We start from the raw sequence: 21,244 nt of genomic DNA on the forward strand, positions 1-21,244 counted from the left end.
ATTGGAGGCGGCTGCCGGGTGGAGGAACACCTGGCAGCGGGTGCTGTGCTGTGTCGTTTGCATTGCTCGTACTCTGTGGTGAGAGGGGGTACGAGCCCAGATTACAATCTAGTTTGTAATTTAGTCAACAGTATTGCTTGTATTTTGCGGATGCGTCGTTTCTGCATGCAGACAGCTCGTGTCTACAAGACGGTTCCAGGTCTACCATTCCAACGCCATCCATCGCTCATGCTATTCGCAATATCATCCTGTTTAGAGGCCATGCTCGTCTGTCGCAGACACTGGACAGCTATCTGCCAAGCCGTTATCTCATTTTTGCGCATTTTGTTTTGCAAGTACAAAATTACCGAGTTCAGAGGTGTAGCGGCGATAGAAAGCGGCAAGAGGATGTGAATATCCGAGGTATTTTGAAGACCATTGCTTTGCATTCCATCCACACTCTATTAGGTCGGAGGCGATGAAAGCGAACTCTAGAGCATCTGTCAAAAACGGCATCAGATGCTCGTAATGTTCATAACCAAACTTATTGGTTCCATGTACAAAATAATTTCTCATGTTAATAGCGGTTGTCAGTACTAAATCTAAATCTACGAAATAATCACCAAAGGAGTCGTGAATGATTTTAGATCTACTGAGTACTTTTAATTTGAGATTTTTTCCTCCCCAAAAGGAAAGTGTGTTTAGAGCCTGTTCTCTTTCGGGGCCTGACCTGAGTGCTCGGATCAATGCTTTACACTGGCGCCTTGCTTCAAGAGTTTCTTCCGATAAATCACCTGTTTCCGGATATGCTGAGTAAGGAAGGATATCGAAAGCATTCGCCGCTGCGACCAGTCGATTTTCATCGAATACTCTCCCGGCTTTTTGCCAATTAATGATTCTTAGTCTGGCTGGCAACCACCTGTCATGTCGCTCCGACCATTGTCGGAACAGGGTATAGAATTCATCGCTGTCTACCTGGGGAGTGACGGGTATATCCCTAAGATTACTGGCCAAGTGCGTGCTGCATGTGGGAGCGAAGCTCCAATGGATTCTCATCTTATCTGATTCGTTTTGCGATACTGAAAGCTTCGGATTTTCCACGTCTGCTAGTAAGCTGTGAACTCCCTGATAACGGCCGGCGATAATTGTAAAGAAGTGCTGCGCTACTATAATTCCGTCGAGTGCTTCAGTCAGGGATTTGCGTTCCTTGAACCGTAGTGTTGCAACTGTAGTCTTCACGTAATGTATTTCTTTATAACTATTCGCAGTTGCTTTCAATTCGACCGCCACTGAGAAAAAACCGACAGATATGTCGTGCTCAACAAAATTTTGATCGGCTGCATGATGAAAAGGTATGTGGTCGTTATTTGACGTAATATTTGCGTTAGGAGAGCAACTTTCCAACCACGCTTTTAGGTTTTGATGGTCAGGGGCATGGGCCGCAGAGCCAAATAACCCTTGGTTGGCAAAAACTAATTCGAGATCGTCGGTACGGAATGATATGGATTTGAAAGCCTTTTCATTCTCCGCTATGTGACGTTGTCCTAGCACTGCGTAGTGAGGGAAGGATGATCTTGTGTGCGCGATATCCGGATACAGGCCTGCGGAATCTGGCGGATCGCCTACGCATTCGAAAAGGCTGATTTTCTGATAGTCTAGGGATTCACCGTAGAGTGAGTGGGGCTCCGGGTCGTATGGTATTTGATGCCGACTATGAAGATTTAAAGATGATTTCTCTGCGTCTAATAGGAGTTCACTTAGGTATTGTTGACCGCCCAATGTAAAGCAGCAAAGTATTTTTTCAGTATTTGACACATGAATCCCCTTTTTGTAGGTGCTGATTTCCTGAGTTCTTATGGTCTAATTCCGAGTTGCCGACTTTTTTGGGTTTGAGTCGTTTACAGATTCATTTCTCTCAGGCTGCGCGTAAACTTAGCTGAAGGTTTTCGGCTGTATCCACTGTGGATTCAAAAACCAGAAGAGTTATGTGATTCAGCTAGTTTTGTAAATGTAGAAATTGCTGGATGCAGTAAATTTTAGCCGCGTTCATAGACGGTTTGATTATCTTAAGACTGAGTACCAGAACACTCTGCCAAGGATTTTAATGTCTTCAAGTTCGATTTTTTCTGGCGTATATTCTTCGTCCGGGTACTCGTCCCGATTAAAGCTTCGCATTCTAATTCCTCCGGAGGGTAGCCGGTAAAGCATCTTTATCCGGAGGTGATCGTTGTGGCTAAGTGCGTAAATATCGCCATCCTTGATGTCTTTTTTACTCTGGTCGACACCTACAGTACTTCCATTGGGAAGAACCGGCTCCATACTAGAGCCAGACACGGAAACACAAATTACGGCTGCAGGCTCAATGCCCTGTCTGCGAAGAGTGACCTTCCCGAAGCGCAGTTTGGCGCTGGAGTGCTGTTGAATAACCAAGCTGCCATTCCCCGCCGACAGCTCGACCTCCTTCAGAAGCGGTACTTCCACTTCGTCAGTGTCTAGCGGGGTTTCGTCATCCCAAACCTCGATCGCTCCCAGCAGCACGGCCTCTGGCTGCTCAAGCGGGTGTGGGTCTGTTGAGCTCGGGGAGGGTAAAGTCAGTTGAGTGAGTGTAACGCCAAGCACTTGGGCAATCTGTAGAGCGAACCTAGTGTTCTGGGCAACCCCTGATTCGAAAGCGGCGTACGTTTGCTGAGTGAAGGTGTCTTCAGGACCTAATAGCTCTCTAACCTTATCAGCAAGTGCAGACTGACTCAGCTTGAGCGCTTTTCTTTTTGCTTTGAAGAGAACGGCGGCAGGGGATGGGGGACGCTTTGATTTTTTCATTTTCTGATCTTACAAAGTAATTTGTACAAGCTCCAACAGGATGGCTTGTTGCAAAATTACAAATTAGCCTGTAAATTTGCCTCTGATCTTCTTACCTCGAGGTTTCTATGACCCCATCGCAGGATATGCGTATCGCGCTTCTTGAGGCTGTAGAGGCAGCCAGTGGGCAGGTTGCGTTCGCTGCAGCTATGTCATCGTCTGAAAGGCTGGTCTCGCAGCAAATCGTTTCATATTGGATCAAGCGGGGAACGCTGCCTGCAGAGCTGGTCCTTCGAGCCGAAATTTTCACTGGTGTATCAAGGTACAGACTGCGGCCCGACGTATTTGGCAACCCCATGGAACACTGTAGCGTTCACGCTGCTTAAAAGCCGCAGGGTCGGAGACCTCTCACCACAAGATTCCTCCGACCCGGCAAAGGTAGTGCAAAACACTGCCAACTCCGCCGACCAGGTCCTCTCACCACAAGAATCACCTGGTTGGCTAGAACGACGAACCGTGCCGCACAGCACGTTTAGCACAGCACATCGGTCGTGGTCGTAGGATAGGGCGTGCCCGATTCTATGGCTACACCGTAAACGGGGATTTTACGGTTATGAGTCGCATGGATCTTTTACCTGACGCTGGTCAGGTGCTTTCGTTGCGTCAGGCGCTTTACCGCGCCGGTCGCGACTACAAGGGCGGAGTTACCGCGCTTGCCCATGACATGGTGTTGGAAAACGACGCCCTCCAGAAAAAACTGAAGCTGGATGAGGAACGGCGCTGGCTGAATCCAGATGAGCTGGAAGACGTCATTCGGCTGACAGGCAGCCCGCTTCTGCTGGACGCCTTGATGCGTCCAGCCGCGGCCGTCTGGTACCAGCCAGAGCCGGTCGCTGCTACACAGGATGCGCTCAAGTCGGTCGGCAAGCTGCTGACCGAAACAGGCGAGTTCGTTTCAGGTATGCACAACGGCGCGGCCGACGGTGTGTGGGAGTTGCACGAGGTCGCTCTGCTGGAAAAGCAGGGCAACGACATCATCCGTGCGGTGCTTGGCATTATGGCCGGCGCTCGTCAGGCGATGGAGGATCGCGCAAATGGCTGACGATATCGACCGCGCTACCGAGCAGGCGCAGTACTTGCTGGACGTCGCTTTGTTTCGGCAACGCCGAATCCCCTCCAGCATGGTGAGTGCGCATTTTTGTGAAGACTGTGACGATCCAATTCCCGAGCCGCGTCGTGCCGCAATAGAGGGCTGTGAGACGTGCATCCACTGTCAGTCGCTGCGGGAGCAGCGTAGATGAGTGATCGTCCAGTCCCGCTTTCCGCTTGGGCACGCCGCTACTGTGAAACCTTCAACTTTGCTTTAGTACCGATTCAACCGGGTGAAAAAGGCCCGAAAGGGAAGGGCTGGAATCAGCCCGGCAAGTACATCGTCGATCCCGACAAGGCCGAGGCGTTCTGGACGAAGAATCCGAACCACAACCTCGGCGTTGTTTTGGGGCCTAGCCGTGTGTGCTCGCTCGATGTGGATGATGTGCAATGGACGCGGTTTGTCCTGTATGAGCTGCTGGGCCTTGATCTGGACGCGCTCGCTTTGGCGTTCCCGAGTGTCGTTGGCAACCCGCTGCGCTTCCGCGTGCTGTTTCAAGTGCCGGAAGGGCTGGAGCTGACGCGCCATTCATTGTCCTGGCCCAATGAAAATGATCCAGACGGCTCAAAGCACAAGTCGATCATGCTGAAGGCGAACGCAGCTCGGGAAGCGGGCGACACCGCGAGAGAAGCGCTGTATCGAGCGGATGCAGAGAATTACAAACGGTTCACGGTGTTCGAACTGCGTGCAGGCTTGGTGCAAGACGTGCTGCCGCCATCCATACACCCAGGCACCGGGCAGCCATATACCTGGCGCACTCCGCCGGACGCCTCCGGGCTCCCGGTCCTGATCGGCGATTTGCTGAATGTCTGGAATAACTGGGACGTCTTCAAGCGCGGTGCTGAGGCTGCGTGTCCTTGGTTGCCAAAGGATACGAAGCCTGCAGGCAAGCAAAAGTCTAAACCCAAGCCTGCGCCTGCATCCGGTAACCGGCCGTCCGTGATTGACGAATTCAACAACTGCCACGATATCGAAGAGATGCTGCGCGCCCACGGTTACATCAAGCGCGGCGGCAAGTGGCTGTACCCGCAAAGCAGCACCGGGCTGCCCGGTGTCACGGTTGCTGAGGGCAAAGTGTACTCGCACCATGCCGCTGATCCTCTGGCCAACGGGCACCAGAACGACGCATTCGAGGTTTTCTGTCTGCTCGAGCACGGTGGTGATCAGTCCAGGGCGGTCAAGGAAGCGGCGCGGATGCTCGGTATGCAATCCACCCGGCCAAGCGCAAGCGATCTTCCCCCCGCCCCAACTGGGGAGAGCGACCCGCCAGAAGCGGCAGCACCTGCGCCCAGCGAGGCGGCTCCTGCACCTGACGGGGGGGCGGGGGAGGAGCTGACCATTGAACAGGTACTACGGCGTTTTGCGCTGGTGGAAGGTACGACGCATGTGTGGGACTTCGACAAGTCCAGGGTGATGAAGAAGTCTGCTTTTGAGGCGCGGGTTGGCAAGCCTATTGCCAAACTGTGGCTCGACGCGACGGACAAGAAGCTGATCGCTGATGATCAGGTGAAGGACATCGAGCAGGCCCGGAAAATGGCGGGCAAGAAGGGCGGTGCGCTCGGCATGCGGCCCACGGAACGTTACGTCTACATCGACGGCACTAAAGACGTTTGGGATCGAGAGAAGAAGCGGCGGATCGCCGAGGGTGCCGTCAAGATGGCCTTGGGTGACACATACGCGCTCTGGCTGAATAGCAGCGAGCGGCGGGTGGTGGACGTTGAGCACATCGTTTTCGACCCAACCATGACGAAGGACCCCAGCATCTACATCAATACGTTTGACGGGCTGCCCTTGGAGCCGGTCAATGACGACGCGGCGTGCGCCAATCTGCGGTGGTTGATCTCGTTCCTCTGCAATCACGACGAGGCGGCTGCTCTGTGGCTGACGCGGTGGCTTGCGTATCCGTTGCAGCACCTCGGGGCCAAGATGGACACGGCGGTGCTCATGCACTCCACTATGGAGGGATCGGGTAAAAGCCTGTTGTTCGCCGATACGTTTGGCGCGCTTTACGGGCAGTACGCCGCAACGGTTGGTCAGACGCAGCTGGAGAGCAACTTCAACGCTTGGCAGAGCCGCAAAATGTGGGCCGTGTTCGAGGAGGTGGTCAGCCGGGATCAGCGGTACAACCAGGTCGGCAAGATCAAACACCTGGTCACCGGCAAGACGGTTCGCATGGAGTCCAAGTTCATCAATGGCTGGGAGGAGGCCAACCACATGAATGCGGTGTTCCTCAGCAACGAGATCCTGCCGTGGCCGATCAGCGACAGCGACCGGCGAATGCTGGTGATGTGGCCCATGGAAACCTTGCCGATCGCCCGACAGAAAGCCATCGGGCACGAGTTGGACAACGGTGGCGTTGCTGCCCTCTATGGCTGGCTGCTGCGCGTGGATCTGGGTGACTTCAATGAACGCACACGACCGCCTAGCACGGCTTCACGTGAGCGATTGGTCGCACTCAGCCGGGCAGGGTGGCAGACGTTTCTGCATCTCTGGCGGTATGGCGAATTGGGTCGAGGTCTTTGGGGTGCATGCCTTTCGACCGACCTGTACGCCTTGTTCCTCGAATGGTGCCAGCGCAACAAAGAGCATGTGATGAGTCAGACGAAGTTCTCGCTGTTCATCAGCTCGGAGGTGGAAAAGACCCGGTCAATACCCTGGACTGAGCGCAATGATCGGCGCTTCGGCGCTTTCTTTGTGCCTGACGATCCTGAGGCTTCCCTGCCCCCATCAATGAGAGCGCCGGACTTGGGCATCGCCGTCGAAGCGTGGCGGGCCAAGGCGCGGCTTGCGGGATGGAACGTGGACAGCTGGGACCATATGAAGGCGGCTGCAGCATGAGTGCCTCTCAATGTGTGTCGGGTGTGTTGGGTCTTTGCTGGGTTGGTGTCGGCTACCCGACACAGGCTGAACGCCCATTTTTCGCGGCGTGCAGACGTGTGTGTTGGGTGTGTTGGGTTTGGCGTCGCGTGCGCGCATGCGTGACGTTATTTAGATCGTTCAAACACCATTCAATTTTTTCCCATGCGAGAACCAATAAACCCGACAAACCCAACACACCTAACACACTTCTTTTTAATGCATTGTTTTTAAAGATTTTTGACTGTGTTGGGTCTGTGTTGGCTTGGGTGATTTGTGTGTTGGGTTCAGATTTCGAGAGGAAAGGGCAGTGATCAAGGAAATCGAAGCGTTGATGGTGCATTGGGGCGAGCAGACGCGAGAGCGCGGCCAGGGCGGTGGATTGGGCAGTCAGATGGGGGCGATCATCGAATGGGGCGGCGCACCACCGCGTGGCACGCCGGGTTCGCGTGTGCTGGGCGGTGCGGGATGCGGCATTGACCACGTTGCCAGTGAGGTGCAGGCAGCGGTGGCTGAACTCGAACGGTCAGGCCGCGCACCTCTCGCACGCCTGGCGCGGGATCGCTACTGCAACCTCACCACGGTTCGCGAGCAGATGAGAGCGGTCGGGATCGCGGAAGGGGCTGATCGCACATACCGCAACTGGGTTGCTCGGTTGCATCAGCAAGTCCTGTTGATTCTGACACTGCGGAGTGGATCAACCCGAGGCTACACAATCGGACAGCAAGCCGACCGTCATCTGAAGGTTGCTACAGGCGGTTCGAAGGCGATGCTGATCCCACGGGCGCTGTAACCGTTCGTCCGGGTAAGTTGTCGCATTGTGGTCGTATTGATGTTGCATTGTGGTCGGATCGTGACCAACCTTTAAACAGCCCTTTTCGGTTTTTCCGAACGCCGGTACAACGTGGGCATGATCTGCGATTTGCGCCTGAATCGTACCCAGAGCACCTGCTGTGCATGCTTCAACCAGCCATCCCCAAGGCTGTTCCCAACCCCGCTTCGGCGGGGTTTTTCATTTCAGCTCCCCCCAGAAGGGTGGCAACCGGATGCGGACCATGCCCGACAAACCAGATACGTGGGCGCGGTTCCTCGCGGCCATTTCAAACCCATCAATGCAGGGCCTGATCATGGCCATCATCGTTTCTCTACTGCGCATCCTTTACGACGCAAAAGAAACCAGCAAACGCCGGATCTTCTTTGAGGCGTTGATTTGCGGCTCCCTGAGCCTGGTCGCGTCCAGCCTGATCGAGTGGATGACCTGGCCCCCCAGCCTGTCGGTAGCGGCAGGCGGAACGATTGGCTTTCTTGGCGTTACCGCCATTCGCGAACTGGTCTCACGATTCATTGGCCGCAAGGTGGACTCCCTATGAAAGCCATCGCGGCTGCAATCATTATCACGCTGGTGGGCTTACTGCTCGTTGGCATTCAGCACTACCAGATCGTCGCATTGCGCGGTGCTGTAGAAGTTGAGGCCACTGCCAAGAAGAAAGCGCTCGACGCCAATCTCGAAAGCGAAGCCACCATCACCACACTACGGGCAGAAGCCCAGCGCAACGCGGCCTACCTGAAAGATCTGAACCAACGGATCAAGGCCAGCGAAGACAAAGCCAAACAGGCGAGGAAAGACTTTGAAGACCTCAAGCGCAACAGCAAGCCGGTTCGTGATTGGGCTTCTCAGCCTTTGCCTGACGGCCTGCGCGGCAAAGCCGGTGGTGGTAACAAAAACGTCAGCCGTTCGAATCGAACCCCCTGAGCTGATCCCTTGCGAACGTATCGATGCGGACGAGGCTGTGCTGCATTCGAACGGCGACGTGTGGGAGCTGAAGGATCAGGCCATCAAGCTGCTTGATACCTGCGCTGATCAGGTCGACGCACAGATCCAGCGCAGCCAGAGCAAGTAGCCCAAGAGGCCGCCGGTTTGGCGGGAATCGGGCCGGTTCGGCCGTCCGGATTCTCCCGCCAGCCCCCAAACGGCGGGGGACCCTGGGGTTATTTGGACCATACGGGGCTGCAGACTCGCGGTTCTTCGTTAGCGGGCAATTCACCAGCTTAGTGAACTGGGTGAACTGGTTAACCTCCCGTATTCATTGGGTGAACAGGACATTCAATCATGACCTTTATCAGCAAGTCGGAGTTTGCTGCACGGCGCGGCTGGGCCAAATCGTACGTTTCTAAACTCGCCAAGCAAGAGCGGCTGGTGCTCACACCAGACGGCAAGGTAGAGCTGGAGGCGACCGAGGCTCTGCTGGCCGAGTCGGCAGACCCCAGTAAAGCTGCTGTCGCCGCCCGCCATGAAGAGGCCCGCGTTGACCGGGGCGTCTACAGCGAGTTGGTACCGACTGCCGAGACTGCTCCGATTCAGCAGCCCGGCAAAGGCCCGGACTTTCAGAAGGCCAGGGCGCATCGCGAGTACTACCTGGCGCAGCTGGCCGAGGCCGAGTTTCACAAGGTGCAGGGGAATCTGGTGGTGCGGGAAGCCGTGAACAAGGCGGCTTACACCGCCGGGCGCACGGTCCGCGACCTGATGTTCGGCCTGTCTCCGCAACTGGCTCCCGAGCTGGCAGGTATGAGCGATCCCTGGCAAATCGAAAAGCACCTGACGGCCGCGTTCCGACGGGTATTCGATGACGCTGCCCGTATGGCTACCGCTGACCTTGATCACGCTATGACTGAGAAATAGACCTATGCCCACTGGATACGCAGACGGTGCCGAGGTGTACCGCGAGGCGTATTACCGTGGGCTTGAGCCCGACCCCGAACTCTGGGTCGATGAGTGGGCTGATGAGTTCATGCGCATCCCGCGTGACACTGGCGCAGCAGAGCCCGGCCAATACCGCACGGCCCGCACGCCTTATGCGCGTGAGCCCATGCGTTGCCTGTCCCCGGCACACCCTTGCAAGCGTGTGGTTACGATGGTGGCTTCGCAGCTAATGAAAACCCAGATCGCGCTGAACTGGATCGGCGCACTGATCCACATGTCACCGTCGAACATCCTGACCTTGCTGCCCAGCCTGAGCCTGGCTCGGCGTGTGTCGGCGAGGATCAGCAAGACGATCAGCGCCACGCCGGTGCTGCGGGACCGTGTCGCGTCAGCGCGCTCGCGTGATGCGCGCAACACGATAGACACCAAAGAGTTTGAGGGCGGTGCGCTGTATGCCACTACGGCAGGCTCGGCCGCCAACCTCGCTGAGCTGTCGGCACGATTCGTCTACGGGGACGAGGTCGACCGCTGGGACGTGGACGTCGACGAAGAGGGCGACCCGATTGAGCTGGCGGAAACACGCGGCAGTACGTTCGGGCGCAACGCCAAGTTTTACTTCTCCAGCTCGCCCACCATCAAGGGTGCGTCACGGATCGCTGATCTGTTTGAGACGAGCGACCAGCGCTATTACTACGTGCCTTGCCCGACTTGTGGTCACCGGCAGGTTCTGGAGTGGGAGCGGCTGCTGTATTCGCCCGATTTCAGCACCGTTCATTACCAGTGCGCCGGTTCCGATTGCGATGTTCTGATCGAGGAACATCACAAGGGCGAGATGTTGGCCCAAGGTGAGTGGCGCTCACACGCCGAGGGCGACGGGGAGACCGTCGGCTTTCACCTGAACGCGTTGTATGCACCCCTTGGTTGGACCAGTTGGGTCACGCTCGCCAAGCAATATGAGAAGGCCAAAAAGGCTCAGGACCGTGGCGACCTTGAACCGATGCAGGTGTTCTATAACACCCGTCTCGCCAAGGTCTGGGACAGTGCTCAAGAGCAGACCAAAGCCGATGTGTTGCAGGCCCGAGCCTTGCTGGAAAACTACGTGCTGGGTTCCATGCCCGCTGGTGTGCTGTCGCTCACGGCGTCTGTGGACGTTCAGGCCAACCGGCTGGAGATGATGGTGGTGGGGTGGGGCGAAGGGATGGAGCGCTGGATCGTCGATTTTCAGGTGATCATGGGCGACCCTGCTGACGACCGCACCTGGCTGGTGCTGGATGAAAAGCTCAAGGAACGCTACCGGCATCCGTGTGGCGTCAGCCTGGCGATCCTCGCAACGGGCGTCGACTCCGGTGGACACCACACCCATGAGGTCTACCAGTTTTGTCGCGTTCGACGCTGGCGGAACATTTTCGCCATCAAGGGTGCGAGCAAGTCCGGCAAGCCAGTGATCGCACAGCGGCCATCGTTGGTCGACGTGACGTGGAAAGGACAGACCGAACGCAATGGTGCCGAGCTCTGGATGGTCGGTACCGACACAGCCAAGGACTGGATCTACAACCGCTATCAACTGGAAAGCGGACCCGGTGCGCTGCACTTCGCCAGGGACCTGCCTGCCGACTTCTTTGCACAGTGCGTTGCCGAGCGCAAGGTCGCCCGGTATGTGAAAGGCTTCAAGCGCATCGAGTGGGTCAAGGGCAAGGCGGAACGAAACGAGGCGCTCGACCTGTTGGTGTACAGCCTGGCGATGGCTCATTACCTGGGCCTGCATCGCTACGGCGAGCACGACTGGGCACGGCTCAAGAATGCATTGGCCCAAGCCGGTCTGTTCGACGAGGCGGGTCAGGCCAGCGCCCCGGCCGCCGAGCGCGTGAGCGTTCAGCACCGCCCAGCTCCTACGCCTGAACCGCGACCACAACCTCAGGCTGCCGTTGCTCAGTCACCGGCACGTCCAGCATCGCAACCCCCGCAACCCCCGCAACGCCGCGCTTCCAACAGCGGCTATCTGAAGAGACGTTGATATGGCCTATACCCAGAAGCATCTTGACGCCGTCGAGGCGGCGATAGGGCGTGGCGAAAAGATCGTGCGGTACGCGGACCGAACGGTCGAGTATCGCTCTGTGGATGAGCTGATTCAGGCACGGGATCTGATCCGCACCAGCCTTACCAACGCGGCCGGGCCTCGCTCTCGGGTGATCCGGATCTATCATGGGGGCAAAGGCCTGTGACCACACGCTACCCCACGCTGTCCCGCTCGGGATTTCTGGTGCCGGAACGCATCAAGGCCAGCTACGAGGGTGCTGCCGATGGTCGCCGGTCGGCTACCTGGGATGCACCGGACACGGGCGTCAACAGCCTGATCATGCCTGCGTTGCGCAACCTGCGTTCCCGTTCACGGGCTGCAGTGCGCAACGATCCCTACGCAGCCAATGCGATTGATCGCCGGGTCAGCAACCTGATCGGCACCGGGATCACGCCACAGCCCAGAACGGACGACAAAGCGTTACGGCGGATCTTTCAGGAACTGTGGGAAGACTGGGTGGATGAATCCGATGCGGACCAACTGACCGACTTCTACGGGCAGCAGGCGCTAATCGCCCGGACGGTCGAGCAGTCAGGCGAGTGCTTTGTAAGGTTGCGCCCCCGGCGAGCCGATGAAGGTTTCGCGGTGCCGCTGCAGTTGCAGTGCCTGGCTCCGGAGTTCGTCCCGCATGACAAGTTTGAAACCACCAGCACCGGCAACATCATCCGCGCCGGGATTGAGTTCAACCCTATGGGACAGCGTGTTGCGTACTGGTGTTATCGCTCACATCCCAGCGACATGGCCGCACTAAACGCAGGCTACAACATGCTGGTGCGGATCCCGGCCAGCCAGATGTTGCACATCTTCGAGCCGGTGGAGCCCGGCCAGTTACGTGGCGTTCCCAGGCTAGCGCCGGTGCTCAAGCGCCTGCGCAGCTTGGACAACTACGACGATGCCGTGCTGTTCCGACAGGAGGTGGCCAATCTGTTTGCCGGGTTCATCCGCAAGCCAGCGGCCGACGGCCCGCCAATGCTGGACCCGCTGACCGGCGCACCGCTTCAAACCGGTGGCGATGGCTTCACGCCGATGGTCGCACTGGAGCCCGGCACGATGCAGGAGCTGTTACCGGGGGAAGAGGTCGAGTTCTCGACACCGCCCGATGGCGGCAACAACTATCCCGACTTCATGCGTCAGCAACTGATGGCGGCAGCCGCTGGGGCAGGGCTGCCTTACGAGCTGATGACCGGCGATATGCGGGGCGTCAACGACCGCAGCATTCGTGTCGTGCTCAACGAGTTTCGGCGACGTCTGGAGCAGCTGCAGTTCAGCGTGTATGTCCACCAGCTGTGCCGTCCTGTACGTGCCGCTTGGATGGACATGGCGGTCCTTTCCGGAGCGCTGGAGCTGGACGATTACGCAAAGCGTCGTCGCGAATACCTGCGCACCCGCTGGGTTCCGCAAGGCTGGTCCTATATCCACCCAGTGCAGGACGTTCAGTCCCGAACGATGGAGATCAACGCCGGGCTCGCCTCACGCAGTGAGATGTGCCTGCGCACCGGCACTGACGCGGAAATCGTGGATGAAGAAAACGCCGCAGACGCGGCTCGCGCCCGTGGGCTGGGCCTCAACTACAGCACCTTGTCGGAGTTCGATGAGGACCCCGACGAAAAGGAGAACCCATGAAACCGCTGTTGCCGTTTCGCATTTTCAACAAGGCTCCGGTGGCCTTGCCGGTCGAGGACCAGAACTGGTATCGCATCAAGGCCGAAACACTGGCTGAGCAGACCACCATCGAGATCTACATCTACGGTGAGATCGGCGGCTGGGGTATCACGGCCAACCAGTTCATCCAGGATCTGAAAGCCATTGACGACGGCGTGTCTCCCATCGTGGCCGCGTTCAACACCATCGGCGGCGACCTGTTCGACGGGCTGGCGATTCACAATGCGTTGAATCGGCTGGGTGAGCGCTGTACGGCGCGGATCGATGCGCTGGCAGCCAGTGCCGGGAGCGTCGCTGCCTGTGGCGCTCACCGGGTGGTCATGGCGTCCAATGCCATGTTCATGATCCATAACCCTTGGACTTACATCGCCGGGGATGCGGAAGGCCTGCGAAAGGTTGCCGATGTGCTCGATCAGACGCTTGAAGCCATCATCGCGGCCTACAAGGCAAAGTCGCCGGACATCGATGAGGTCGAGCTGCGGCGCATGGTCAATGCAGAAACCTGGCTGACAGCGCAGGAAGCCTTGGCCTTGGGGCTGGCGGACGAGATCGGCAACGGCGTTGAGGTCAAGGCGTGCCTAGGCCAGGGTGCTGCCATGCAACGATATCGACAGACCCCCAAGGCCTTGTTGGACCAGCTCAATGCGGTGGAGCCCGAACCTGATCAGGACGATCCTCCGACTGATCCTGAACCGGCTGATGCCTCTGCACTGGCATTGATGATCACGAAGGCGTGTGGCGCGGCGGGCATCAACAATCTGATCGAGCCGCTGATTGCATCCACCAAGCTTGCGGACCAAGCCACCGTGCAGGCGGCGATCACCCAGGCCAAGTGCGTGCGCGACCTCTGCGTTGCAGCTCGGCTGCCGGAGCTGACCGCTGAATTCGTCACTGCCGGTCTGGGCAAGGAGGCCGTGCAGGCACGCTTGTTCGACAAGCTGGTCAGCAGCGGCAAGGGGTTTGAGATCGACAACAGCCTGCCGCTGCAGGACGACCCACCCGCCAAGGTTCAGGCCCGGCAGCCTGACCATCAGGATATCTACGCGGCCCGCAGGGCGGCGCATAACGGCAAGAAACAGACCTCTACAGGAGCGCGCTAATGACCATCAAAATGGAGCCCATCCATGCCGGTGAATTCCTTCTTTCCGAAGGTGCCGGAAACATCTCGCGAGAATCGATCAACGTGGCCGCGAGCGAAGCCCTGAACGCGGGACAACTGCTGGGGCTGGTCACGGCGTCCGGTGAGTTCGCACCCTACGACCCGGCCGCTGAAGACGGGAGCGAGATCGCCGCAGCGATCCTGTTCGCTCCGCTTCCAGAGTCCGACATCGTTCGCCGCGGTCGCGCCGTCGTACGACTGGCCGAGGTCGCGGAAACGCTGCTGACCGGTCTTGATCTGGATGCCGAGAAAGCGCTCGCCAAGCAGTTCATCATCATTCGCTGAACCATCCCCGTTTCAAATCCCGGCTCAATGCCCCTGTTTATCTGACCCCGCCCTGAGCGGGGTTTCGTCTTTTTGGAGAACACCCACATGGCCGACATCGCCATTTTTGACGACGAAGCATTCAGCGTTGCGACCCTGACTGCTGCGATCAACGAACAACCCTACCTGCCTGGCCGCATCAGCGGACTTGGCCTGTTCCAGGAAGAGGGCATCGCGACCCTGACCGTGCAGATCGAAAAGGACGGCGACACCCTGGCGTTGGTTCCGGCCGGTGAACGTGGCAGTTCCGGTTTTGTGGTCACCGGCACGAAGCGTCGCATGATTCCGTTCAATACCGTGCACCTGCCTGAGCGTTTCACTATCCGGGCTGATGAGATTCAGGGCATCCGCGCATTCGGTTCTCGCACTGAGCTGCAGGCCGTCCAGGACGTGATCAATACCCGTTTGGCAAAAGCCCGTCGTCAGCTGGATGCAACTCACGAATTCCAGCGAATGGGCGCGTTGAATGGCCTGGTGCTGGACGCTGATGGCAAGACACCGCTGCTGGATATCTACTCGGCTTTCGGCGTTCAGCGTCAAAGCCTGTCCATGAGCCTCAACGACGCAGGCACCGAGTTGCGCGTCAAGGCGGGTGAGGCGCTGGACATGCAAGAGGACGCGCTCGGCAGCGTCACCAGCACCGGTTCGCGTGCGTTCTGCGGCAAGAACTTCTGGAACAAGATCATCGTTCACAAGTCGGTTAAAGAAACCTACCTGAACTCCACACAGGCATCGGAGCTGCGCGGTGATGCCCGTGAAAGCTTCGAGTTCGGCGGCATCGTCTGGGAGCGCTACCGTGGCAAGGTCGCCGGTATCTCCTTCGTCCACGACGACGAAGCTCTGCTCGTCCCTGAAGGCGTGCCAGACCTGTACATCTCGGCCTTCGCGCCTGCGGACTACATGGAAACCGTCAACACGCAGGGCATCCCGTACTACAGCAAGCTGGAAACGCTGCCGTTCGGTAAAGGCGTCGCAGGTGAGGCCCAGTCCAACCCGCTGCACCTCTGCACCCGACCACGGGCGCAGATCCGTTTGACCCTGTAGTCATGGCGTTCCGCGAGCTGATCGGGACCCTTGATAACGCTGTGTTCGACGTGTTGAGCGACGCAGCATTCATTGAGGGGCGCGAAGTGTCAGGCATGTTCTCGGCACCCTGGCTTCAACCCAAGCTGGGCCGCATCAACACCGGGCTTCGTGAGCCGCACCTGGTCATCCGTGTTGCGGATGCACAGGGCGTGCAGGAGCGGCAGCAAGTGCGCATTGATCTTCCGGTGCAAGACGGCGGCGGTACTTACACGCTGATCCGCCAAGAGCCTGGCGGGGACGCGTTGGTCACCCTCATCCTGAGAATCAACCCATGAGCGTCGGCAGCTTTTACAAGCAATCGGTCCGCGACGGCGTGATTACGCTGCAGCCTTCGGCAGCCGATCTGAATGCATTCAAGGACTTTGCTGCGGCGGTTCCCAACGCGGCGGTAGCGGCCCAGCGGCGTGCCATTAACAAGACGCTTCGTTGGTTGCGCACGCACATCGCCAGGGCTGTTGGTCGGCAGGAGCGCATCGCGGTTGCGGCCGTCCGGCAACGCCTTCGGGCCTATCCGGTAAACAGCGGTGCGATGCGCGGCAAGCTCTGGTTCGGGCTGGATGCCATTTCTGCCAGTCGGATCGGCCGTGCGCGGCAGAGTCGTACCGGCGTAACGGTGGCTGGTCGGCGCTTTCAGGGTGCGTTCTTCAAGACGGTCTACGGTGGCAGTCCTGACATCTGGATTCGTACCGCGAGCAAACACTTTGACGCAGGCGAATACGCGGAGACCCGACAGGGCAAGCGGCGCTCCGGCTTCATCGAAGAAAACGGCAGCCGCTTCCCGTTGGCCAAAGCCAAGGTGTCGCTGGAAGAGGCCCGGCCGCACTTTGACAGCTGGGTGAAGCGGGCCGATGAACGCCTGATGGAAATCCTCAAGCAGGAATTCAACTTCGAGATGCAGAAGTACTTGAAAGGAGCCGCCCGTGTCTGACGAAACCTTCAATCTTGATTCACTGTACGAAGCTATCGAGCAGCACATCAGGGCAGCGATTGCTGGGCTTGAGTATGTCGGCACCATGCCGGACATGCTTCAGCAGGTGGCAGTGCCCGCCGTGTTGATCGAGCTGGTGGAGTTTGAGCCGGGCATCGATCAGGGCACAGGTGAAACCGCCCTGGTCGCCCGCTTCGAAGCACGCGTTATCGTAGGGTCCGAGCGCGATCAATGTCAGCAACAGGCTGCTTTCGCGGCTACTCAGTTGGCCGTTCTGCTGAGGCTGCAGACCTGGGGGCTTGAAGTTGAACCTGCTGAGTTCGTGCGGGCTGCACAGGATTGGTCACGCCCAGAGCTTGACGGCTACGCGGTCTGGGTCGTCGAGTGGACGCAGGGTATCTATCTCGGTAACGAGGAGTGGCCGTGGCCCAATGAGCCGCCTGGCACATTAGTGTTCGCGTTCAGCCCGGACACAGGTACGGGGCGCGAGGACAGTTACCAAGCGCCCGAGGGCACGACATGAGTTACGCCACAGCAGAACACGACCGCATGCTGGCTGGAGTGGTCAAGGACTGCTACGTCGTTGCGCTAGATCTAACCGCTTCCCCTCCGGTGTGCCGCGTGTCTGACGGCAATTGGGTCAGCGCATGGGTGCGCTGGCACAGTGTGGCAGCTGGCAAGGCCCGACATTGGCGGGCACCTTCACTGAACGAGCAGGGCACGCTGTTCAGTGCCAGCGGCGATGTGTCACAAGGCACGTTCGTTCCGGGGCTGTATGGAAGCGCGGGTGCTCAGCCTGATAACCGCGATCACGTCGAGGTTTGGCGCTTCGACGACGGCGGTTCGCTGATCTACGACTGGCAGGCCAAAACTTACACGATTGATCTGCCCAGCGGCACGGTGGCGATCAACGTCGGTGCAAGCTCTGCCATCGTGACTGACGAATCAATCACCGCAACCTCCGGGACGATAACCGCCAAGGCAGGGACCATCACGCTGGACGGCGAAGTCTTGATCACCGGAACACTCAAAGTCGCCAAAGATATTTTGGGCGCTGGGAAAATCATCGACACCGGTGGCAACACCGCAAACCACAAGCACTGACCCGGCCCGCATTGCGGGCTTTTTACTGTCTGGAGAAACGAAATGGCGACTGTCAAAAACGATACATCCTCTGTCGATGAGGGCGTGCGCCAGTCGAAGCCGGTGGCCCAGCTGGCATCGCCACCCTCGGCATTTGCACCTGCGACGCGTACCTATCGCGACAAGCTCTACACCTCGCGGACGCTTATCCTTACGGATAACCGCACACTGGCTGTTGTTGCAGGACAAGTCACCGTTCCGGCAGACGATACTGCTGCGCTGGACTGCCTGCATCAGCACCCGGACCTTGAGCCGTTGGAGTAAGCCCATGATCGGAATGGATCGCCGTACCGGTCAGCCCGTCTCAGGCCTGGCGCACCTGCGGCAGTCCATCGAAGACATCCTGAGCACGCCCATAGGCAGCCGTCGCATGCGGCCTGATTACGGCAGCAAGATTCGACGCTTCGTCGACTTACCCGTAAATGATGGCTGGAAGAGTGCGGTGCAAGCCGAGGTCGCAAGATCACTCTCACGCTGGGAACCGCGCTTGCGCCTTGAGCGTGTCCGGGTAATTGCGGTTCTGAACGGGCAGGTCACATTGCAACTGACCGGGGTCTACCTGGGTGACAACGCGGTACTGGAGGTGACGGCATGAGCCTGATCGAGTTGTCGGCCCTGCCCGCGCCGCAGGTGCTGGAGGATCTGGACTTCGAAGAGGTCTATCAGGGAGAGCTGAGCGCTTTCCGTGATTACTTGGGGGACGACTGGACCGCGATGCTTGAGAGCGATCCGGTCACCAAGCTGCTGGAACTGGGGGCGTACCGTCGACTGCAAAACCGCGCTCGGGTCAATGATGCAGCCAAGTCGTTGATGTTGGCCTACGCACAGAAGGGCGACCTGGATCAGTTGGCGGCAAACGTCCATCTTAAACGGCTGGTTGTCCAGGCACAGGACCTGAGCGCGGTACCCCCTGTGATGCAGGTCTTGGAAGAGGATGATGCGTTACGGGAACGGGTTCAGTTGGCGTATGAGGGGCTGACGACGGCTGGTCCCCGTAACAGCTACATCCTGCATGCCCGCAACGCATCCGGTCTGGTCGCTGATGCAACCGCTGAGAGCCCATCTCCGGCGGTAGTGGTTGTCACGGTTCTCGCATTGGAGGGAAGCGGCGCAGCGTCTGAGGGGCTGCTTGAAACGGTTCGACAGAATCTCAGCGACGACGACGTGCGGCCATTGGGTGACCGGCTGACGGTACAAAGCGCGCAGATACTGCCGTATCGGATCAACGCAGTCGTGCACATGATTGGGAGCGGGCCTGAGACTGAAGCGACGCTGGCCGAGTGCCGGAGGCGTTTGCAGTCCTGGGTCAACCCCAGACGTCGCCTTGGCCTTGAAGTCGCCCGCTCCGGCGTAGATGCACAGTTGCATATCGAAGGTGTCAGCAGGGTGGACCTGCAAGGCTGGATGGATATCAGTCCTTCCAAGGCCCAGGCCGCATGGTGCGAAGCCCTGACTGTCACCCGAGGGCGTTGAGATGCCGAGTTTGCTACCTCTCAACAGCACCTCGCTTGAGCGGGCCATCGAAGCGGCCACGGATGAAACTACACAGATCCCGCTCCGTACTTTGTACAACCCGCAGACGTGTCCCGCGCACCTGCTTTATCACCTTGCCTGGGCCTGGTCTGTCGACCGCTGGGATGAGGAGTGGGCCGAGCCAGTCAAGCGGGCTGCCATTAGCGCGTCGTTCTACATTCACGAACACAAAGGCACGATTGGGGCGATTCGTCGCGTGGTCGAGCCACTGGGTTACCTGATTGAAGTGATGGAATGGTGGCAAACCGTACCGGAAGGCGTGCCAGGCACGTTCGCCCTGGTGGTCGGGGTGCTGGATACCGGTATCACGGAAGAGATGTATTACGAACTGACCGCGTTGATTGACGATGCCAAGCCGGTCAGTCGGCACCTGACGGGGCTGGCCATCAGCCTTGAAAGCAAGGGTGCCTTGAATATTGCTGTCGCCTTGTACGAAGGCGACGTCATCGACGTCTACCCGCCTGTCATGCGCGACATTGAAGTCACCGGCACCCTCGGCGTGGCTGGGCGTGAAATCTCAATTGATACTCTGGATGTTTACCCATGATCGATGCGAACTCGCAGTTCTTTGCCATCCTCACGAAAGTGGGTGAGGCCAAGCAGGCGAATGCCGATGCGCTTGGCATTCCCTGGTTGCTCACACACATGGGCGTCGGTGATGCCAACGGCACGGACCCGGTGCCAGACAGGCTGCAAACGAAGCTGATTAACGAATGGCGACGCCGTCCGTTGAATCAACTCAAGATCGATCCGGCCAACGAAGCCGTGATCATTGCCGAGCAGATCATCCCCGCCGATGAAGGCGGCAAATGGATTCGCGAAATAGGGCTCTATGACGCGGATGGGGATCTGGTTGCGGTTGCTAATTGTGCGCCTAGCTTTAAGCCGGTGCTGTCCCAAGGCTCGGGGCGGACTCAGGTTGTGCGGATGAATTTCATTGTGACGAACTCTGGGGTGATCACGCTCAAGATTGACCCGGCCGTCGTACTGGCCACCCGTGAATACGTCGACGGCCTTACGGGCCGAGCCAGTCAGGCGGACGCTGAGAAAGGCGAAGACAGCACCCTGATCATGACGGCGCTTCGGGTGTTCCAGGCGATTGCCAAGGTGGTGCGTCAGGCCACGGAGACCGCATCAGGCTGGGCCAAAATATCGACGCAGGATCAGGTGTCCGCTGGCGTGAATGACGCGACCATCGTGACGCCTAAAAAAATGCGCGGCGCACAGGCCAGTCAGGCCGAGGCTGAACTGGGGACGAATGACACCAAACTGATGACACCGCTTCGGGTGTTTCAAGCGGTCGCGCAACCGAAGCGATTCGCAATGTTTACCGCTAACGGTAGTTGGACATGCCCAGCAGGCGTCACGGAAATCCTGGTCAATGCCTGTGGCGGCGGGGCGGGCGGCGCTGGTTCAAATGGATCGACAAATACCGGTCAGGGCGGTGGTGGTGGCGCATGCCTACGTGATCAGCGCTACGCCGTTGAACCGGGGAAAGTCTACGCGGTGACCATCGGCAAAGGTGGTGCTGGCGGGGCAGTTAATTCCGATGGCGTCGGGGGTTCTCTGACCAGTTTGGGTGCTGTCTTCACGTTGCCAGGGGGCGTTGCCGGATCGAAAAACGGCATGGGGTTCGGCGGTCCTGGTGGCTGGGGCGGCCAGCCGGGCGGCGATTCGTTTGCGTTGGGTGGTGCAGGCGGATCGACTTTGTTCGGGTCGGGCGGTGCTTCCCGTGCAGCCTCCGGTTATCAGGGCACGGGCTTTGGGGCTGGTGGCGCTGGCGGCTCTATTAACTGGGCTGGCGGTGCCGGTACCGATGGCTTTATCTCAATCAGGTGGTAAACGGC

The 21,244-nt window shown here is 58.5% G+C and carries 25 protein-coding genes; 23 read left to right on the forward strand and 2 right to left on the reverse strand.

The window, feature by feature from the left end; all coding sequences use genetic code 11:
• Window positions 1-309: 309 nt before the first annotated feature.
• Together ALP40_RS25405 and ALP40_RS14200 are read right to left on the reverse strand one after the other, a co-directional pair.
• Window positions 310-1,794: a HEPN domain-containing protein gene (locus tag ALP40_RS25405; protein WP_147478323.1), complete on the reverse strand. Its 1,485-nt coding sequence runs from the start codon at window positions 1,792-1,794 to the stop codon at window positions 310-312.
• 246 nt (window positions 1,795-2,040) lie between these two features.
• On the reverse strand, window positions 2,041-2,799 hold the full coding sequence (locus tag ALP40_RS14200; RefSeq protein WP_122208883.1) for a S24 family peptidase: 759 nt from the start codon (window positions 2,797-2,799) through the stop codon (window positions 2,041-2,043).
• Window positions 2,800-2,924: 125 nt separating this feature from the next.
• On the opposite strand from ALP40_RS14200, the gene ALP40_RS26200 reads away from it, so the two are divergent.
• From ALP40_RS26200 to ALP40_RS25865, 23 genes are all read left to right on the forward strand, one after another.
• Window positions 2,925-3,164 (forward strand): YdaS family helix-turn-helix protein, encoded by a 240-nt coding sequence (locus ALP40_RS26200; protein WP_122208884.1) that lies wholly within the window; start codon window positions 2,925-2,927, stop codon window positions 3,162-3,164.
• A 227-nt stretch (window positions 3,165-3,391) separates the two neighbouring features.
• Window positions 3,392-3,880, forward strand: coding sequence for a phage regulatory CII family protein (locus tag ALP40_RS14210; protein WP_122208885.1), 489 nt, complete (start codon window positions 3,392-3,394; stop codon window positions 3,878-3,880).
• Window positions 3,873-4,079, forward strand: coding sequence for a TraR/DksA C4-type zinc finger protein (locus ALP40_RS14215; protein WP_122208886.1), 207 nt, complete (start codon window positions 3,873-3,875; stop codon window positions 4,077-4,079). The genes ALP40_RS14210 and ALP40_RS14215 overlap by 8 nt, the downstream gene beginning before the upstream one ends.
• Window positions 4,076-6,766 carry a bifunctional DNA primase/polymerase gene (locus ALP40_RS14220; protein WP_122208887.1) on the forward strand — a complete coding sequence of 897 codons (2,691 nt, stop codon included), beginning with the start codon at window positions 4,076-4,078 and terminating at the stop codon, window positions 6,764-6,766. The genes ALP40_RS14215 and ALP40_RS14220 overlap by 4 nt, the downstream gene beginning before the upstream one ends.
• Before the next feature lie 328 nt (window positions 6,767-7,094).
• The gene (locus ALP40_RS14225) at window positions 7,095-7,577 is read left to right on the forward strand and encodes a hypothetical protein (RefSeq protein WP_122208888.1); all 483 of its coding nucleotides are present in this window, start codon (window positions 7,095-7,097) and stop codon (window positions 7,575-7,577) included.
• Between the two features lie 253 nt (window positions 7,578-7,830).
• On the forward strand, window positions 7,831-8,154 hold the full coding sequence (locus tag ALP40_RS14230) for a phage holin, lambda family (RefSeq protein WP_122208889.1): 324 nt from the start codon (window positions 7,831-7,833) through the stop codon (window positions 8,152-8,154).
• Window positions 8,151-8,537, forward strand: coding sequence for a hypothetical protein (locus ALP40_RS14235; protein ID WP_122208890.1), 387 nt, complete (start codon window positions 8,151-8,153; stop codon window positions 8,535-8,537). Before ALP40_RS14230 ends, ALP40_RS14235 begins: the two co-directional genes overlap by 4 nt.
• Before the next feature lie 357 nt (window positions 8,538-8,894).
• Window positions 8,895-9,464 carry a terminase small subunit gene (locus ALP40_RS14245; RefSeq protein WP_122208891.1) on the forward strand — a complete coding sequence of 190 codons (570 nt, stop codon included), beginning with the start codon at window positions 8,895-8,897 and terminating at the stop codon, window positions 9,462-9,464.
• A gap of 4 nt (window positions 9,465-9,468) precedes the next feature.
• The gene (locus tag ALP40_RS14250; RefSeq protein ID WP_122208892.1) at window positions 9,469-11,499 is read left to right on the forward strand and encodes a phage terminase large subunit family protein; all 2,031 of its coding nucleotides are present in this window, start codon (window positions 9,469-9,471) and stop codon (window positions 11,497-11,499) included.
• Window position 11,500: 1 nt separating this feature from the next.
• Window positions 11,501-11,707, forward strand: coding sequence for a phage head-tail joining protein (locus tag ALP40_RS14255; protein WP_004881104.1), 207 nt, complete (start codon window positions 11,501-11,503; stop codon window positions 11,705-11,707).
• Window positions 11,704-13,185: a phage portal protein gene (locus tag ALP40_RS14260; protein ID WP_122208893.1), complete on the forward strand. Its 1,482-nt coding sequence runs from the start codon at window positions 11,704-11,706 to the stop codon at window positions 13,183-13,185. The genes ALP40_RS14255 and ALP40_RS14260 overlap by 4 nt, the downstream gene beginning before the upstream one ends.
• Window positions 13,182-14,324, forward strand: coding sequence for a head maturation protease, ClpP-related (locus tag ALP40_RS14265; protein ID WP_122208894.1), 1,143 nt, complete (start codon window positions 13,182-13,184; stop codon window positions 14,322-14,324). Before ALP40_RS14260 ends, ALP40_RS14265 begins: the two co-directional genes overlap by 4 nt.
• A complete protein-coding gene (locus ALP40_RS14270) occupies window positions 14,324-14,668 on the forward strand; it encodes a head decoration protein (RefSeq protein ID WP_122208895.1) in 345 nt (114 codons plus the stop codon). The genes ALP40_RS14265 and ALP40_RS14270 overlap by 1 nt, the downstream gene beginning before the upstream one ends.
• Window positions 14,669-14,755: 87 nt before the next feature.
• The gene (locus ALP40_RS14275) at window positions 14,756-15,751 is read left to right on the forward strand and encodes a major capsid protein (protein ID WP_122208896.1); all 996 of its coding nucleotides are present in this window, start codon (window positions 14,756-14,758) and stop codon (window positions 15,749-15,751) included.
• Window positions 15,752-15,753: 2 nt separating this feature from the next.
• Window positions 15,754-16,068, forward strand: coding sequence for a hypothetical protein (locus ALP40_RS14280; protein WP_122208897.1), 315 nt, complete (start codon window positions 15,754-15,756; stop codon window positions 16,066-16,068).
• Window positions 16,065-16,721: a hypothetical protein gene (locus ALP40_RS14285; protein ID WP_122208898.1), complete on the forward strand. Its 657-nt coding sequence runs from the start codon at window positions 16,065-16,067 to the stop codon at window positions 16,719-16,721. The genes ALP40_RS14280 and ALP40_RS14285 overlap by 4 nt, the downstream gene beginning before the upstream one ends.
• Window positions 16,714-17,244 carry a hypothetical protein gene (locus ALP40_RS14290; protein ID WP_122208899.1) on the forward strand — a complete coding sequence of 177 codons (531 nt, stop codon included), beginning with the start codon at window positions 16,714-16,716 and terminating at the stop codon, window positions 17,242-17,244. Before ALP40_RS14285 ends, ALP40_RS14290 begins: the two co-directional genes overlap by 8 nt.
• Window positions 17,241-17,825 carry a phage baseplate assembly protein V gene (locus tag ALP40_RS14295; RefSeq protein WP_122208900.1) on the forward strand — a complete coding sequence of 195 codons (585 nt, stop codon included), beginning with the start codon at window positions 17,241-17,243 and terminating at the stop codon, window positions 17,823-17,825. The genes ALP40_RS14290 and ALP40_RS14295 overlap by 4 nt, the downstream gene beginning before the upstream one ends.
• 42 nt (window positions 17,826-17,867) lie before the next feature.
• The gene (locus tag ALP40_RS14300) at window positions 17,868-18,128 is read left to right on the forward strand and encodes a hypothetical protein (RefSeq protein WP_122208901.1); all 261 of its coding nucleotides are present in this window, start codon (window positions 17,868-17,870) and stop codon (window positions 18,126-18,128) included.
• Window positions 18,129-18,132: 4 nt separating this feature from the next.
• On the forward strand, window positions 18,133-18,459 hold the full coding sequence (locus tag ALP40_RS14305; protein WP_122208902.1) for a GPW/gp25 family protein: 327 nt from the start codon (window positions 18,133-18,135) through the stop codon (window positions 18,457-18,459).
• Window positions 18,456-19,337 carry a baseplate J/gp47 family protein gene (locus ALP40_RS14310; RefSeq protein WP_122208903.1) on the forward strand — a complete coding sequence of 294 codons (882 nt, stop codon included), beginning with the start codon at window positions 18,456-18,458 and terminating at the stop codon, window positions 19,335-19,337. Before ALP40_RS14305 ends, ALP40_RS14310 begins: the two co-directional genes overlap by 4 nt.
• A gap of 1 nt (window position 19,338) precedes the next feature.
• Window positions 19,339-19,944 (forward strand): phage tail protein I, encoded by a 606-nt coding sequence (locus ALP40_RS14315; protein WP_122208904.1) that lies wholly within the window; start codon window positions 19,339-19,341, stop codon window positions 19,942-19,944.
• Entirely contained in the window at window positions 19,941-21,239 is a 1,299-nt protein-coding gene (locus ALP40_RS25865) for a phage tail protein (RefSeq protein WP_258198122.1), read from the forward strand. Before ALP40_RS14315 ends, ALP40_RS25865 begins: the two co-directional genes overlap by 4 nt.
• Window positions 21,240-21,244: the final 5 nt, after the last annotated feature.

This window comes from Pseudomonas viridiflava (assembly GCF_003702045.1).
In the GTDB taxonomy this organism is placed as follows: Bacteria; Pseudomonadota; Gammaproteobacteria; order Pseudomonadales; family Pseudomonadaceae; genus Aquipseudomonas; species Aquipseudomonas viridiflava_C.

Excerpts from the sequence above, each read along its gene's own strand:
- ALP40_RS14200 (WP_122208883.1), bottom strand. The coding sequence starts at position 2,799 with ATGAAAAAATCAAAGCGTCCCCCATCCCCTGCCGCCGTTCTCTTCAAA.
- ALP40_RS26200 (WP_122208884.1), top strand. The coding sequence starts at position 2,925 with ATGCGTATCGCGCTTCTTGAGGCTGTAGAGGCAGCCAGTGGGCAGGTT.
- ALP40_RS14210 (WP_122208885.1), top strand. The coding sequence starts at position 3,392 with ATGAGTCGCATGGATCTTTTACCTGACGCTGGTCAGGTGCTTTCGTTG.
- ALP40_RS14215 (WP_122208886.1), top strand. The coding sequence starts at position 3,873 with ATGGCTGACGATATCGACCGCGCTACCGAGCAGGCGCAGTACTTGCTG.
- ALP40_RS14220 (WP_122208887.1), top strand. The coding sequence starts at position 4,076 with ATGAGTGATCGTCCAGTCCCGCTTTCCGCTTGGGCACGCCGCTACTGT.
- ALP40_RS14230 (WP_122208889.1), top strand. The coding sequence starts at position 7,831 with ATGCGGACCATGCCCGACAAACCAGATACGTGGGCGCGGTTCCTCGCG.
- ALP40_RS14235 (WP_122208890.1), top strand. The coding sequence starts at position 8,151 with ATGAAAGCCATCGCGGCTGCAATCATTATCACGCTGGTGGGCTTACTG.
- ALP40_RS14245 (WP_122208891.1), top strand. The coding sequence starts at position 8,895 with ATGACCTTTATCAGCAAGTCGGAGTTTGCTGCACGGCGCGGCTGGGCC.
- ALP40_RS14250 (WP_122208892.1), top strand. The coding sequence starts at position 9,469 with ATGCCCACTGGATACGCAGACGGTGCCGAGGTGTACCGCGAGGCGTAT.
- ALP40_RS14255 (WP_004881104.1), top strand. The coding sequence starts at position 11,501 with ATGGCCTATACCCAGAAGCATCTTGACGCCGTCGAGGCGGCGATAGGG.
- ALP40_RS14265 (WP_122208894.1), top strand. The coding sequence starts at position 13,182 with ATGAAACCGCTGTTGCCGTTTCGCATTTTCAACAAGGCTCCGGTGGCC.
- ALP40_RS14270 (WP_122208895.1), top strand. The coding sequence starts at position 14,324 with ATGACCATCAAAATGGAGCCCATCCATGCCGGTGAATTCCTTCTTTCC.
- ALP40_RS14275 (WP_122208896.1), top strand. The coding sequence starts at position 14,756 with ATGGCCGACATCGCCATTTTTGACGACGAAGCATTCAGCGTTGCGACC.
- ALP40_RS14280 (WP_122208897.1), top strand. The coding sequence starts at position 15,754 with ATGGCGTTCCGCGAGCTGATCGGGACCCTTGATAACGCTGTGTTCGAC.
- ALP40_RS14285 (WP_122208898.1), top strand. The coding sequence starts at position 16,065 with ATGAGCGTCGGCAGCTTTTACAAGCAATCGGTCCGCGACGGCGTGATT.
- ALP40_RS14295 (WP_122208900.1), top strand. The coding sequence starts at position 17,241 with ATGAGTTACGCCACAGCAGAACACGACCGCATGCTGGCTGGAGTGGTC.
- ALP40_RS14300 (WP_122208901.1), top strand. The coding sequence starts at position 17,868 with ATGGCGACTGTCAAAAACGATACATCCTCTGTCGATGAGGGCGTGCGC.
- ALP40_RS14305 (WP_122208902.1), top strand. The coding sequence starts at position 18,133 with ATGATCGGAATGGATCGCCGTACCGGTCAGCCCGTCTCAGGCCTGGCG.
- ALP40_RS14310 (WP_122208903.1), top strand. The coding sequence starts at position 18,456 with ATGAGCCTGATCGAGTTGTCGGCCCTGCCCGCGCCGCAGGTGCTGGAG.
- ALP40_RS14315 (WP_122208904.1), top strand. The coding sequence starts at position 19,339 with ATGCCGAGTTTGCTACCTCTCAACAGCACCTCGCTTGAGCGGGCCATC.
- ALP40_RS25865 (WP_258198122.1), top strand. The coding sequence starts at position 19,941 with ATGATCGATGCGAACTCGCAGTTCTTTGCCATCCTCACGAAAGTGGGT.